The sequence below is a fragment of the Nocardia niigatensis NBRC 100131 genome, from assembly GCF_000308655.1.
GTDB lineage: Bacteria > Actinomycetota > Actinomycetes > Mycobacteriales > Mycobacteriaceae > Nocardia > Nocardia niigatensis.
This window is the reverse complement of the sequence record NZ_BAGC01000033.1, coordinates 69063-82508: the sequence shown is the minus strand read 5'-3', so window position 1 is coordinate 82508 and position 13446 is coordinate 69063. Positions and strand designations below refer to the sequence as shown.

The 13446-nt window shown below is 69.0% G+C and carries 14 protein-coding genes; 9 read left to right on the top strand and 5 right to left on the bottom strand.

Annotation, left to right across the window (positions count from 1 at the left end; genetic code table 11):
- Positions 1–76: 76 nt before the first annotated feature.
- A complete protein-coding gene (locus tag ON33_RS08515; protein WP_040857211.1) occupies positions 77–544 on the bottom strand; it encodes a PaaI family thioesterase in 468 nt (155 codons plus the stop codon).
- A 154-nt stretch (positions 545–698) separates the two neighbouring features.
- Between ON33_RS08515 and ON33_RS08510 the strand changes: the two genes are divergently transcribed.
- Positions 699–1913 carry a cytochrome P450 family protein gene (locus ON33_RS08510; RefSeq protein ID WP_040857210.1) on the top strand — a complete coding sequence of 405 codons (1215 nt, stop codon included), beginning with the start codon at positions 699–701 and terminating at the stop codon, positions 1911–1913.
- A gap of 76 nt (positions 1914–1989) precedes the next feature.
- Here the strand turns inward: ON33_RS08510 and ON33_RS08505 are convergent, their stop codons facing one another.
- Together ON33_RS08505 and ON33_RS08500 are read right to left on the bottom strand one after the other, a co-directional pair.
- Positions 1990–2676 (bottom strand): DUF8020 domain-containing protein, encoded by a 687-nt coding sequence (locus ON33_RS08505; protein ID WP_040857209.1) that lies wholly within the window; start codon positions 2674–2676, stop codon positions 1990–1992.
- A 49-nt stretch (positions 2677–2725) separates the two neighbouring features.
- A complete protein-coding gene (locus tag ON33_RS08500; RefSeq protein WP_040857208.1) occupies positions 2726–3652 on the bottom strand; it encodes a PDR/VanB family oxidoreductase in 927 nt (308 codons plus the stop codon).
- 175 nt (positions 3653–3827) lie between these two features.
- Here ON33_RS08500 and ON33_RS08495 point away from each other — a divergent pair, with 175 nt between their 5' ends.
- The 8 genes from ON33_RS08495 to ON33_RS08460 are packed head-to-tail and all read left to right on the top strand — an operon-like array spanning position 3828 to position 11671.
- Entirely contained in the window at positions 3828–4988 is a 1161-nt protein-coding gene (locus tag ON33_RS08495; protein ID WP_040857207.1) for an acyl-CoA dehydrogenase family protein, read from the top strand.
- Between the two features lie 46 nt (positions 4989–5034).
- Complete coding sequence (locus ON33_RS08490) at positions 5035–5562, top strand: YiiD C-terminal domain-containing protein (RefSeq protein WP_040857206.1); 528 nt, start codon at positions 5035–5037, stop codon at positions 5560–5562.
- On the top strand, positions 5559–6464 hold the full coding sequence (locus ON33_RS08485; RefSeq protein ID WP_040857205.1) for an alpha/beta hydrolase family protein: 906 nt from the start codon (positions 5559–5561) through the stop codon (positions 6462–6464). Before ON33_RS08490 ends, ON33_RS08485 begins: the two co-directional genes overlap by 4 nt.
- Before the next feature lie 9 nt (positions 6465–6473).
- Positions 6474–7637 (top strand): ABC transporter ATP-binding protein, encoded by a 1164-nt coding sequence (locus tag ON33_RS08480; RefSeq protein WP_040857204.1) that lies wholly within the window; start codon positions 6474–6476, stop codon positions 7635–7637.
- Positions 7638–7672: 35 nt separating this feature from the next.
- Positions 7673–9043, top strand: coding sequence for an ABC transporter substrate-binding protein (locus ON33_RS08475; protein ID WP_245550395.1), 1371 nt, complete (start codon positions 7673–7675; stop codon positions 9041–9043).
- Positions 9040–9897: a metallophosphoesterase gene (locus tag ON33_RS08470; RefSeq protein ID WP_040857202.1), complete on the top strand. Its 858-nt coding sequence runs from the start codon at positions 9040–9042 to the stop codon at positions 9895–9897. The genes ON33_RS08475 and ON33_RS08470 overlap by 4 nt, the downstream gene beginning before the upstream one ends.
- A 3-nt stretch (positions 9898–9900) precedes the next feature.
- Positions 9901–10854, top strand: a complete 954-nt coding sequence (locus ON33_RS08465) for a carbohydrate ABC transporter permease (RefSeq protein WP_040857201.1) — start codon at positions 9901–9903, stop codon at positions 10852–10854.
- Positions 10847–11671: a carbohydrate ABC transporter permease gene (locus tag ON33_RS08460; RefSeq protein ID WP_051151808.1), complete on the top strand. Its 825-nt coding sequence runs from the start codon at positions 10847–10849 to the stop codon at positions 11669–11671. The genes ON33_RS08465 and ON33_RS08460 overlap by 8 nt, the downstream gene beginning before the upstream one ends.
- A gap of 326 nt (positions 11672–11997) precedes the next feature.
- Here ON33_RS08460 and ON33_RS08455 read toward each other — a convergent pair whose 3' ends face one another.
- Positions 11998–12498 carry a hypothetical protein gene (locus ON33_RS08455; RefSeq protein WP_040857200.1) on the bottom strand — a complete coding sequence of 167 codons (501 nt, stop codon included), beginning with the start codon at positions 12496–12498 and terminating at the stop codon, positions 11998–12000.
- A gap of 138 nt (positions 12499–12636) precedes the next feature.
- A complete protein-coding gene (locus ON33_RS08450) occupies positions 12637–13446 on the bottom strand; it encodes an amidohydrolase family protein (protein ID WP_040857199.1) in 810 nt (269 codons plus the stop codon).

Genomic DNA, 13446 nt, shown 5'->3' with positions numbered 1-13446 from the left:
TCGGGGCGAGTACGGCAGATGCCCGGCTCCCGAGGGGAGCCGGGCATCTGCGCGCGGATCGGCGATCTCGTCCGGATCAGCCCTGCGGGCCGAGCACCAGGATGGTGGTGGAGCCGTGCGCGATGAGCTTGCCGTCGGCGTCGGTGATCCGGCCCTCGGCGGTGGCGGTGCGCCGGCCCACGTGTACCGCGGTGGCCTCGCAGGTCAGCCGCTTGCCGTCGATGGCGACCGAGCGGATGAAGTTGACCTTCAGCTCCAGGGTCGTATAAGCGGTGTTGTCACCGAGTTTCGTGAAGACGGCACTGCCCATGGCGGTGTCCATCAGGGTGGCGATCACGCCGCCGTGCACGGTGAACATGGCGTTGATGGTGGCCGGATTGGGGTCCAGGTAGTACCGCGTGAAGCCGTCGCCGGCCGCGTCGAGCCGGATGCCCAGCGACGCGCCGACTCCGAGCTTCTCGTCCAGGCCCCGCTGGAATACCTCGGTCAGTTCGCCGACGCGCGACGCGACGGTGTCGTTCACCTTGATGTCGGTGCTGGTCATGGTGACATCCTCTCTGGACTGCGATGTCCTCGAATTCGACCAGCCCAGGGTGAATTCCGGTTCGCCGCAAGCTATTCCATTCCGAAGTCCGATCGGATGATCGGGATTTCACGCGCTCCCGCGCCCCGTCCGCCCCGCCGAATAGGGTCGCGCCATGGCCGACATCGACGCCCCGGACCGGATCGAAACCATCGGCCCGGAGTTCTTCGCAGATCCACACGCCCACTACCGCCGCTGGCGCGCACACGGCCCGGTGCGGCGAGTCCGCTTCCCCGACGGCCTCGTTCGCTGGGTCGTGCTCGACCATGCCGCGGGCCGCGCCGCCCTGACCGATCCCCGCCTCCAGAAGGACGCGGCCGCGACCGACGCCCTGCTCAGCGCCAAACGCGGGACGCCGCCATCGGATCCGAGCGCCCTGGCCCTGCTCACCCACATGCTCAATACCGATCCGCCCGGGCACACCCGGCTGCGGAAGCTGGTCACCCGGGCCTTCACCCCGCGCCGGGTCGCGGAGTTGCGCCCGCGCATCGAGGAGATCACCGGCAACCTGCTGGACGCGCTGGAAGGACGGGCCGAAGCGGACCTGTTGCGCGAGTTCGCCGAACCACTGCCGATCACGGTGATCTGTGAACTGCTCGGCATACCGCTCGAGGACCGCGCGGACTTCCAGGAGTGGACCCGGGCACTGGTCGCCGTCGCCGGCCTGGAGGAGGACCGCGCCCGCGCCTCGAAGGCCATGGCGGCCTACCTGACCCGGCTGGTGCGCGCGAAGGCTCAGGAGCCCGCCGCCGATCTGCTCTCCGCGCTGGCCGTTCCCGCCGACGACGGCGACGCCCTCACCGAGCCCGAGCAAGTCGGCATGGCCTTCCTGCTGCTGGTCGCTGGACACGACACCACCGTCAATCTCATCGCCAACGGCACCCGTGCCCTGCTCCGCAATCCGGTTCGGCTGCAAGCCCTGCGCGCCGATCCGGACGCGATCCCCGGCGCCGTCGAGGAATTCCTGCGCTACGACGGCCCGGTCAATCTGGCCACCGTCCGGCACACGACCGAGCCGCTCACCGTCGCCGGAACCACCATCCCCGCAGGCGAATTCGTCTACATCGCGCTCGCCGCCGCCAACCGCGACGAGGACCGCTACCCGGACGCCGACACCCTCGATCCCGGCCGCGACGCCACCGGCCATCTCGCGTTCGGCCACGGCATCCACTTCTGCGTCGGCGCGCCCCTGGCCCGCCTGGAAGCGCGAATCGCCTTCGCCGCGTTGCTGTCCCGGTTCCCGGACCTGCGTCTGTCGCCCGCCGGCGAAGCGGCCTGGCATCCGAGCACCCTGATCCGCGGCCTGCACCAGCTCCCGGTACTCCTGTGAACCAAAAGGCCCCGCCCGGATCGATGATCCGGACGGGGCCGTGTCCCCCGGGCGAGACTCGCCGGGTCTTACACGCCTACTTCGCGGGCGTGAAAGGCTGGTTGATCGTGGTGAAGTACTGGATGGCGGCGCCGATGGCGACCGGTGCCGTCACGAAGAGCTGACCGGCGATGGTACCGAGGAAACCCACGGCCGCCGCGCCCGCGATGCAACCGGCCAGGGGGCCCGCGCCGAAGAGCGTGGCGAGGGCACCGGTGAGCGCCAGACCGGCGGTCGCGCCCGCCAGGCAGCCCAGGGCGGCGCCACCGATGCCACCGACCAGGGTGCCGATGGTGGCGCCCGTGGAGATGGTGGTCGTCATGCGGCTCCAGGCGGCCTGTTCGCGGTCGTACTGGGTCTTCCACGGGGCCTGGTCCTCGTAGGGGAGGGCGACCGGCTTGTAGACGGCGTGGGCCATGTCGAATTCGGGGGTCAGGGTGGCGGTGCGGTCGGTGACCTCGGCCGCGATCGGGAAGACGAAATCATCGACGCGGAAGGCCAATTCGGTGCCCGCCAGCACGGTGCCGTCGCCGGCCTTGATCTTCAGGGCGCCGTCCTCGACGGCTATCGAGCCCGCGTCGGTCCGGATGACCACGTTCGTCGGGGTGCTGGTGGCGGTGTAGTTCAGGGGGGCGGGGGTGTCGGCCCCGGCCGTGCCGGTGGCGCCTGCGCCGATGCACAGCGTGGCGGCGAGCAGCGCGGACGCCGCAGCAGTGTTCCTCATCCTGTTTCTCTCTGCGTTCTTTCGCTTGGTTTTCCTTGTGCTTCTCGTGTCACAGGTCGAGCACGAGAACATCTGAGACGGCCCGCGATACGCAGGGCATCAGGGTGTTGCCGGATTCGCGTTCGGCGGCGGTGAGCACCGAGTCCCGGTGCTCCACTTCGCCTTCCAGCAACGGCGTCTCACAGCTGCCGCACGTCCCCTCCCGGCAGGAGGTGACGATGGCGACGCCCACGCCCTCGAGCACGTCGACGATGGACCGGTCCGGCCCGACACGCAGCACCTGACCACTGCGTGCCAGGCGGACCTCGAAGGCGCGATCGACCCCGTTGTCGACGCGTCGTGGCACGAACCGCTCGGTGTGCACGGCCAGCCCTCGGCGCGCGCCCTCGGCCTCGACGGCGTCGAGCAGCGGCGCGGGCCCGCAGCAGTACACGGTGGCGGTGGTGTCGGCGAGCAGGTCTGCCAGGGGCAGCAGCCCGGATTCGTTCTGTGGCACCAGGTTCACCCGGTCGTAGCGCGCCAGCTCATCGGTGAAGGCCAGGTGCTCCCGGGTGCGCGCGCCGTAGTGCAGGCTCCAGCGCGCGCCCGACCGCGTTGCGGCGGCCACCATGGGCAGGATCGGCGTGATCCCGATGCCGCCCGCCAGGAACAGGTACTCGTCACCGGGTGCCAGGGCGAAGTGGTTGCGCGGCAGCGACACTCGCAGCTCGGTGCCCGGATGCGCGGTGCGGAACAGATGCGCGGAGCCGCCCCGGCCGTCGGGTTCGTGCAGGATCGCGATCCGCCAGGACTGCCGGTCGGCGGTATCGCCGCACAGCGAATACTGCCGCACGCCGGCCGATCCGGCGAACACGTCGATGTGGGCGCCGGGCGTCCAGTCCGGCAGCGCGCCGCCGCCGAGCGCCGCCAGCTCGAGGGCGAACACGCCCTCGGCCACGTCACGTCGGCCGGTCACCCGGACCATCAACTCGGTCATCGCATCCCCTCGTCGGCCCTCGCGGGCCCGGTGTCGAACACTCCTGGACTCGGTGTCGGGCTCAGCCTGTCCGAGACGCCCGGAAGAACGCGGGTCGGAAGCGGCAGTCGATTCGACCGATAGGCATTGACGATCGCCCGCCCGGTAGACAGCACGCCCGACCGACACTGACCCCATGAGCGCTGTGGCGGAACTGGTCGAACGGACCAGGCAGTTCGTGATTGAGCAGGTCATCCCGGTGGAACGCGAGGTGGTGGCCGGCGGCCGGGTCACCGATGACGCGCTGCGGCTGGACCTGCAGAAGAAGGCCAAGGAGGCGGGGGTCTTCGGCCCGCTGTCCGATCCGGAGTACGGCGGACTCGGCCTGAACACCCGGGCCCAGGCCGAGGTGCTCGAGGCGGCGGGCGCCAGCCTGCTCGGCCCGCTGGCCGTGAACGCCTGGGCTCCCGACGACGGCAATATCCATCTGCTGGCCCACGTCGCCAATGCCGAACAGCGCGAACGCTATCTGGCCCCGCTGGCCGCCGGCGACGTGCGCTCGGCCATCGCGCTGACCGAGCCCGCCCCCGGCGCGGGTACCGATCCCCGCATGCTGCGCACCACGGCCGAGGAGACCGACAAGGGCTGGGTCATCAACGGCGCCAAGCACTTCACCACCGGCGCCAACGGCGCGGCGTTCACCATCTGCGTGGCCATGACCTCCGACGGCCCCACCATGTTCCTGGTCGATCAGGACAACCCGGGCCTGCGGGTGGGCCGCCGGATGCCGACCCTGGACCACACCAGCGCCCCCGGCGGGCACTGCGAGGTCGAATTCGCCGACTGCGAGGTCCCCGACACCGCAGTGCTGGGCGAGGTCGGCCGGGGCCTGGAACTGGCGCAGGTCCGGCTCGCGCCGTCACGGCTCACGTTCTGCATGAACTGGCTGGGCCTGGCGGTGCGCGCGCAGCAGCTCACCGCCGACCACATCACCCGCCGCCACTCCTTCGGCGTGCCCATCGCCGAGCACGGCATCGCCCAGGGCCTCGTCGCCGACAACGAGATCGATATCGCGGCCGCCCGCAGCCTGGTGCGCAGCGTCGCCGACACCATCGACACTCACGGTCCGACCTCCTCGCAGGCCCGGCACGAGACCTCCATCGCGAAAACCTTCGTCTCCGAGGCGGTCTGGCGGGTGCTGGATCGCGCGGTGCAGCTGCACGGCGGCCTGGGCGTCTGCGAGGACCACCTGGTGGCCCGATTCCTGGTGGAGGCCCGGGCCTTCCGCATCTACGAGGGGCCCTCGGAAGTGCTGCGCTGGTCGATCGCCCGCCGGGTGCTGCGCGGCCCGCGCTGATCGCCCGATTGCCGCCGACAACTCAGAACACCGAAGGGAAGCCCGAATGACCACCCGCACGCTGGCCGGATTCGCCGCCGCCTACCCGGAACTGAACCCCGACGCCGTCGATTACGAGTACCTGCGCGCCATCTCGCAGCAGATGGTGCCGTTCGGCCGCCACGTCGGCACCCTCGTCTCCGAGATCAGCCCCGACCGCGCGGTGGTGGAGATCCCGGCCGTGGACGAGGTCCGCAACCACATGTCCACCGTGCACGCGGGCGCGCTGTTCACCGCGGCCGACATCGCGGGCGCGGCGGCCTTCGTCGGCGCGGCCGCCCACCGGCTGTACACGGTCGAACGCCTGGTACTGCGCGGCGGCACCGCGTCCTACCGCAAGCCGGCACAGGGCCGCATCCGCGCGATCGCCACCGTCGACCAGCGCGAGCTCGCCGACATCCTGGCCGCCACCGCGTCGGCCCGGTTCGAGCTGTCCGGCAAGGCGACGCTGCTCGACGACAACGAGGTCATGGTCGCCAAGTTCACCTTCGACTACGTGTGCGACGTGACCATCACCGGGGCGGAGGCGAAATGAGCGGCGACACGACCACCGCGACCCCCGAATCCCGTTCGGAATTCACCACTCTGGAGAGCACCCGGGTCGAGACGGCCGACGGCGTCGCTTTCACCGTCCGCTTCCTGCCCGCGCAGCGGCCGGACGCCCCGGTGGTGCTGATCCTGCCGGCCATGGCGATGAAGGCCAAGAACTATTTCTCGCTCGCCAAAGCCCTGCACGCCCAGGGACTTTCGGTGGCGACCTGCGACCTGCGGGCGCACGGTGAGGCCACCCCGAAGCTGGGTGAGCACACCGACTTCGGCTACCGCGAGATGATCGAGACCGATCTGCCCGCCATCGTCACCGCGGTCGAGGAGCGCTTCCCGGGCGCGCCGATCCAGTTGTTCGGCCACAGCCTGGGCGGCCAGCTGGCCCTGCTGTTCTCGGCCGCTGAGCCCGGTCGGATCGCGGGCGTCACCATCATCGGCACCGGCACGGTCTTCTGGTGGGCGTTCGGCCCGCGCCGCTGGTGGGAGGCGCTGAGCCAGATCCAGTGGATCGGCCTGGTGTCGCGGTACAAGGGTCACTGGCCCGGAGGCGTGCTCATTCCCGCGCCCATGCCCGGCGGCGTGATGATCGACTGGTCGGTGCATTCGCTGACCAGCTACTACCGACCCAGCGGCACCAAACGCCGCTACAACTCGCTACTGGCCGCCATGCGCGTGCCGGTGCTGGTGATCTCGCTGTCGGAGGACGTGCTCGGACCGAAATCCAATGTGGACTTCCTGGTTTCGCGCATGCCCGCCGCCCAGGTGACCCGCTGGCACATCGACGAGAACTCGGCCGTCGCGAACCGCGACCACTTCCTGTGGGTCAAGGACGCGCCCGCCATCGCCACCGGCGTGGCGGATTGGATCACGACCGGCACCGCGCCGGCCTGAAGGAGAACAGTGGCCCGCTTGCAGATCGACGCGGTGTCGAAACGATTCGACACCGACTACGCGGTGCGCGAGGTGAGCCTCGACATCGCCGACGGTGAATTCCTGGTGCTGCTCGGCCCCAGCGGCTGCGGCAAATCCACGCTGCTGCGCATGATCGCGGGCCTGGAGCAGCCGTCGGAAGGCCGAATCCTCCTGGACGGCACCGACATCACCGACGAGGTGCCGCAGCGGCGGGACCTGGCCATGGTGTTCCAGAGCTACGCGCTCTACCCGCATCTGACGGTCGCGAAGAACATCGGATTCCCGCTGCGGGCCCGCCGCACGCCGCGGGCGCAGATCGCCGAGCGGGTCGAACGGGTGGCCCGGACGCTCGAATTGTCCGCGCTGCTGGAGCGACGGCCCGCCGCGCTCTCGGGCGGCCAGCGGCAGCGAGTCGCGCTGGCGCGGGCCATGGTTCGCGACCCCGGCGCGTTCCTGATGGACGAGCCGCTGTCGAATCTGGACGCCAAGCTGCGCAGCGCCACCCGCGCCGAACTCATCGCCCTGCACCGGCGGCTGGGGGCCACCTTCCTGTACGTGACCCACGACCAGGTGGAGGCCATGACCATGGCCACGCGCATCGCGCTGCTCAACGCGGGCCGGGTCGAGCAGGTCGGCACCCCGGAAGAGCTCTATGACCACCCGCGCACCGCGTTCGTGGCCGGATTCCTCGGCTCGCCGCCGATGAACATCTTCCCGGCGGAGGTGGTTTCGCACGAGGGCAAGCTGCGCGTGCGGACCGACGGTATCGACGCCGCGCTCGGGATCGACGCCGAATCCGGCAGCATCACGACCGGATCCGGTAGCGACGCCGGCGAAACCGGAAGCAGCACCGAGGTTCTGGCCGGCATTCGTCCCGAGCGTCTGCGCATCGATCCGACCGCCACGGCCGTGCGCGGCCGGGTGACCATGGTCGAGAACCTGGGCAGCGAGGAACTCGTGCACGTCACCGCCGGCGCGCTGGAGCTGTGCGTGCGCGCGACCCGCCCCGCCGGTGTCCGGGTCGGCGACGACATCGGATTGCGTTGCGACCCCGCCGATCTCCACCTGTTCGACCCCGGCTCCGGCCTGCGCCTGCGCTGGCAGGAGCCGGCCGCGACCCTACCCGCGGACCCGGCGGCCTCGGTCGCCTGATTCTTTCGCACCACCATTCGATGAGGAGAAGACCCGTGAAACGCACCGGCCCCGTCCTGGGCATGGTGTTCGCCGCCTGTCTCGCGCTGACCAGCTGCGGGCTGAGCGGTACCACCGCCACCGACGCCACCTCCACGGCGCAGGTCCCCGAACTACGCCCCGATCAGAAGGTCTCGATCGTCTTCGAGTCCTACAACTACGGGCTCGCCGGCGCCTGGACCGACACCTTCAACGCCCTGATCGCCGACTTCTCCAAGAAGTTCCCCAACATCACGGTGACCGCGCAGAAGCCGCAGGGCAACAGCCCCAACCCCGCCACCGACACCATCTCGAGCATCCAGAACCAGATGGTGGCCGGGCACCCGCCGGATGTCGCCCAATTGGGTTTCAGCGACCTCGATTTCACCATCCACCAGCTGGGCGCCAAACCGCTCGACACGCTGTTCGGCAAGCAGGCGGTGCAGCAGAACTTCGACGGTGAGAAGTTCCACTTCCACCCGCGCGCCCGCACCCTCGACGACTGGGACGGCCACACCTACGGTGTCCCGTTCGTGTTCTCTACCCCGGTGCTCTACTACAACGCGAGCCTGTTCAGCCAGGCCGGGCTGGATCCGGCCAAGCCGCCGACCACCTGGCAGCAGGTCGCCGACGACGCCAAGGCGATCACCGCGAAGACCGGTCAGGGCGGCGTGTACCTGGACTGCCTGACCAAGGCCGCCAAGGACTGGTGCTTCCAGTCGATGGTGCGGTCCGACGGCGGACGGGTCATCTCCGACGATCGCCGCACCCTCACCTATGCCGACGCCCCGAGCGTCGAGGTCACCAAGATGGCCCAGGATCTGGTCAACTCCGGTTCCATGCCGAAGCTGGCGCAGAAGCAGGGCTACGAGGCGTTCGCGCGCGGCGAGATCGGCATGATCCTCGAGACCAGCGCCATCCAGGGCACGTTCGTGGCGGGCGCCAAGGACAAGTGGGACCTGCGTTCGGCCGCCATGCCGCGCTTCGGCGACAAGCCGCCGGTGCCCACCAATTCCGGTGCGGGACTTCATATTCTGACCAATGACCCGGTCAAGCAGCGCGCCGGCTGGGAGCTGATCAAGTTCCTCACCAGCGAGCAGTCCTACATGAAGATCGCACAGAACATCGGCTACCTGCCGCTGCGTTCGGAGATGGTGACCGATCCGGCCGTGCTGGGTTCGTGGGCCACCCAGAACCCGCTGCTGGCGCCGAACATCGCGCAGCTGGCCACCATGGAACCGTGGGTTTCCATGCCGGGCAACGACTATCTGCAGATCCGCGACGGCATGATGGACGCCGTCGAGTCGATCGTGTTCCAGGGCAAGGACGCCCAGTCCACTCTCACCGCCGCCCGCATCGAGGGCGCCAAACTGATGCCGGCCTCATGAACGATCTGATTCTCGTCCAACTCACCGACACCCACCTGCGCCCCGCCGGTGAGCAGGTCCTCGACACCATCGACACCCATGCCACGCTGCTGCACGTCCTGAATCGGCTGCGCACCGGCGGGCAGCGCATCGACGCGTTGCTGCTCTCCGGCGACCTCACCGACAACGGCTCGCCCGAGGCGTACCGGCGGCTGCGCGAGGCCGTCGAGCCGGTGGCGGCCGAACTCGGCGCCCGGGTGCTGTACGTGATGGGAAACCATGACGAGCGCGATGCTTTCGGCGTGGAGCTGCTCGGTCTCGAACCCGGCACGGTCGACACCGCGCTGCCGCACGATCGGGTCATCGAGGTCGACGGCCTGCGGCTCATCGGCCTGGACACCACCACGCCAGGACGCCACGACGGCCGTCTCGAACCCGAGCAGCTGGCCTGGCTGGCCGAGCAGTTGCGCCACCCCGCGTCGCGCGGCAGCGTGCTGGTGCTGCACCATCCGCCGCTGCCCTCGGCCATCCCGGCCGCGGAGTTCCTCAAGCTGCAGAACGCGGATCAGCTGGCCGAGGTGATCTCCGGCACCGACGTGCGCATGATCCTGTGCGGGCACAACCACATGACCGCGGCGTCGGTGCTGGCCGGGGTCCCGGTCTGGGTCGGCCCGGCGCTGGCCTACCGCATCGACGCCATGGCGCCGGCGGGCCGGCAGCAGGGTTTCGTCGGATCCGGTTTCACCCGGCTCGATGTGGTCGGCACGGCGGTCATCGCGACCGCGGTCGAGGCGGGCCCGGGCACCCGGATCTACGACAAAGCCGACACCGAGGTGCAGGAGCGGCTGGCCGCTCTCGCGGCGGAGGCCGGCTGACCGGTGTTCGTCACAGTCCCCGAACAGGACGCGCCGCCGGTGATCGCCGCGACACCGGCGGCGCGACCGCACCGCGCCCTGCTGCGCCGCGTACTGCGCGGCGCCACACCGTATCTGTATCTCGCGCCCGCGCTGTTCCTGCTGGTGGTGTGGACCTACCAGCCGCTGGTGCAGGCCCTGCAACTGTCGACCTACTCCTGGAATCTGCTTCCGACCCAGCCCATGCGGCCGGTTGGGATGGCGAATTACGAACGGCTGGTGGATCTTCCGGCGTTCTGGGCCTCCGTGCGCCGCACCGTCTGGATGATCGCCGGGCTGCTGCCGTTCACGGTCGCGCTGCCGGTGCTGATCGCGCTGGCCAGCCGGCGGGTGGGCCCGCGTGCCCGGACCGTCTATCACGCGCTGATCTTCGCGCCGTTCCTGGTGGCGCCCGTGGCGGTGGCCGCGGTGTGGCGGTGGCTGCTGCACCCGCGCACCGGTTTCGTGGACAGTGTCGTGGGCTCGCAACGCAATTGGGTCTACGACGCGCAGACCGCGCAGTGGGTGATCGTCGGCATCACCGGCTGGCAGCTGCTCGGATTCGCCGTGCTGGTGGTGTGGGCCGGATTGGCCGGTATCAGCGGCGATTACGACGAGGCCGCCAGCGTCGACGGGGCCTCCCCAAGGCAGATCCGCCGCTGGATCACCCTGCCGCTGCTGTCCCCCACCGTGCTGTTCCTGGTGCTGACCACCGTATTGCTCAGTCCCACCTTGACTTTCCCGCTCATCGACACCATGACCCAGGGCGGCCCGGCGCAGTCCACCACCAACATCTATTACCTGCTCTACGAATACGCGTTCCACAGCTTCGACGCCGGCCTCAGCGCCGCGGCGGGTGTGCTGCTGTTCCTCGGATTCGGTGTGGTAGCCGCGGGCCTGGTCTGGATCTCGGAAAAGGTTGCCTTCCACGATGACTGACACCTCCCTGCCCGACCGGCTGCGCTCCGCCGGCGGCCACGTGCTGCTGGCGGGCACGGCCGTCGTGTGCGTCTTCCCCATCTACTGGCTCTTCGCGACCGCGCTGCGCCGGCCCGAGGACGTCACCTCCCTGTCACCGCTGCCCTGGCCGCTATCGCTGTCGAACTTCACCGACGCCGCCCACCAGCTCGACATCCCCCGGCTGGTCCTCAATACCTTTGTGGTGGCGGCACTCTCGGCGTCGGGTCAGCTGCTCATCGCCCTGCTCGCCGCGTACGCCTTCGGCCTGTACACCTTCCGCTTCCAGCGGCTGCTGTACCTGGCTTTCGTCGGCACCTGGCTGGTCCCGTTCCAGGTCAGCATGCTGCCCAACTACATCCTTCTGACCCGCCTGGGCCTACTCGACACCCTGGTCGGCGCAGTACTGCCCACCCTGTGCTCGGCATTGGCCGTGCTGCTCCTGCGCCAGCACTTGGCCGCCTTCCCCAAGGAGCTGGTGGCCGCGGCCCGCATCGACGGCCGCTCGTCCTGGTCGATCCTGTGGACGGTAGTGGTCCCGAACCTGCGACCCGCTCTGGCAGCGTTGGGAATTCTCCTGTTCATCAACGCCTGGAACGAATACTTCTGGCCCGCAGTAGTCCTCCGCCGCTCCAACTCCGTCCTGCAACTGGGCCTGCGCAGCTTCATGGGCACCGAGGGCGACCAATGGGGCCCCCTGATGGCAGTGGCCGGCCTGGCCTGCCTCCCAGTCCTGCTGCTCTACCTGGTCCTGCAACGACACATCGTGAATGCCTTCGTCCGCTCAGGCCTCAAGTAGGCCTGCCGGGGGAAGCCGGCCCATGCCAACCGAGTGTCCGGGACGACCCGCCGAGGGCTCAGGTCCGAACCCGGGTAGGCCATGTAGGCAGAGTGCGGCACAACCGGTGTAATCACGCACTATTGGCTACGAATCGTGCGTAATCCGCCAGTTCCTCACCAACAGTGCGTGATCAGACCATCGACTGTGCGCGTTCATGCTTGCGGTGCAGGCGGATATCGCAACATCTCTTTGAGCGCGTACATGAGGTGCGGAGTCGGCTGGCATCATCGCCGCCGGACCTTGGTAGGACTCCATCCGGCGAAGAACCCCAGTCGTTCTCGGGCTCAGAGTCCCGCGCTGCCGGAGCCGAGGCCTCCGCAGGGGTCGTGGGTTGGCTGTGGGTCGGGCGTGGTTCCCGCGGGGGCGGCTTGGATCGTCACGACGAGTTCCTTCGAGATGAAACCCGTCTTTGCCTGGAGCGTATGGGTGCCGGCGGTGGTCGGAACCCAGGGCATCCTCGTGAACCTCGGAAACTGGCCGCCCGTGGGCACCAGCATGGTGCTGCCGACACACGTGCCGTTGTCGTAGAAGCTGATCGTCGGGGTGTCATACATATTCGACGCGCCCATATTGGCATCGAGGTTGTAGGTCGACCCCACGAAATAGGCCTGCGGACCGCCGTCGATCTCGAAGTTGCCTGCGTCGGCCGAGCCGGTCGACGCTGCGGCGGGATGGATCGCCTCCGCAGACCCCGCCGGCACAGCCACCACGGTCAAGGCCGCGGCAAGGACGGAAACCGTTGCCGCCCAGCTGGTCCGGTGCCATGTCCCGGTCGTCACATTCATGGATAACCCCAATCGTTTTCAGTCAGGTCGATTGAAGTTAGATGCCCGAAACGGTGAAACAGGACGATTTCACAAATGTGGACTGCCCTGAATTCCGGGGGCATTGATGCGGGTGCGGTGGCGCGGCGCCGAAAGCCGTCACAGTCCGAAGATGCGGCGGGCGTTGCCGTCCAGGTAGAGGGTGCGGGTTTCGTCGTCCAGGGCCAGGTCGTCCAGGCCGGCCAGGGCGTGGCCGGGGAAGATCATCGGATAGTTGGTGCCGAACAGCACCTTCCGGCGGCCGCTGCGGGTCTTCATGTACGAGATCAGCTCTGGCGGTAGGCGTTTGGTGGTGTAGGCGGAGGTGTCGATGACTACGCCCGGGTGTTTGCGGGCGACTGCGATCATCTCCTCGGTCCACGGGTAGCCGACGTGGCCGCACACGATGGTCAGTTCGGGGAAGTCGAGGGCTATCCGGTCGATGTAGGGAATCGGGCGGCCCGTCTCCGATGGCCGCAGGGGGCCGGTGTGTCCGACCTGGGTGCAGAAGGGGATGCCGAGGTCGACGCAGGCGGCGTACAGCGGGTAGAAGCGGGCGTCGGTGGGTGGGACCTCCCACAGCCAGGGCAGTACGCGCAGCGCTCTGAAACCTTGGTCCTGGACTCGGTGGCGTAGCTCGCGGACCGCCGTCATCGGCCGGCGCAGGTCGACCGATGCGATGCCGGAGAACCGGTCGGGCGCTTCGGCGACCCAGGCGGCGACCTCGTCATTGGAGATGAGGATGCCCTCCGGGGCGCACCAGGCGGACAGGAGGGCGTGGTCGACGCCCGCCGCGTCCATGGCGGCGAGCGTCGATTTCAGCGGGATCTCACCGGCAGGGATGGCATCGGTCCACCGCCGCAGCGAGTCGAACATGTCATGGGCGAGAAAGCGGGCGGTGGGATGCTGCGCCCAGGCGTCGACGGTCAT

Coding starts and splice junctions, on each gene's coding strand:
- ON33_RS08515 (WP_040857211.1), bottom strand. CDS start 544: ATGACCAGCACCGACATCAAGGTGAACGACACCGTCGCGTCGCGCGTC.
- ON33_RS08510 (WP_040857210.1), top strand. CDS start 699: ATGGCCGACATCGACGCCCCGGACCGGATCGAAACCATCGGCCCGGAG.
- ON33_RS08505 (WP_040857209.1), bottom strand. CDS start 2,676: ATGAGGAACACTGCTGCGGCGTCCGCGCTGCTCGCCGCCACGCTGTGC.
- ON33_RS08500 (WP_040857208.1), bottom strand. CDS start 3,652: ATGACCGAGTTGATGGTCCGGGTGACCGGCCGACGTGACGTGGCCGAG.
- ON33_RS08495 (WP_040857207.1), top strand. CDS start 3,828: ATGAGCGCTGTGGCGGAACTGGTCGAACGGACCAGGCAGTTCGTGATT.
- ON33_RS08490 (WP_040857206.1), top strand. CDS start 5,035: ATGACCACCCGCACGCTGGCCGGATTCGCCGCCGCCTACCCGGAACTG.
- ON33_RS08485 (WP_040857205.1), top strand. CDS start 5,559: ATGAGCGGCGACACGACCACCGCGACCCCCGAATCCCGTTCGGAATTC.
- ON33_RS08470 (WP_040857202.1), top strand. CDS start 9,040: ATGAACGATCTGATTCTCGTCCAACTCACCGACACCCACCTGCGCCCC.
- ON33_RS08460 (WP_051151808.1), top strand. CDS start 10,847: ATGACTGACACCTCCCTGCCCGACCGGCTGCGCTCCGCCGGCGGCCAC.
- ON33_RS08455 (WP_040857200.1), bottom strand. CDS start 12,498: ATGAATGTGACGACCGGGACATGGCACCGGACCAGCTGGGCGGCAACG.
- ON33_RS08450 (WP_040857199.1), bottom strand. CDS start 13,446: ATGACCGTCGACGCCTGGGCGCAGCATCCCACCGCCCGCTTTCTCGCC.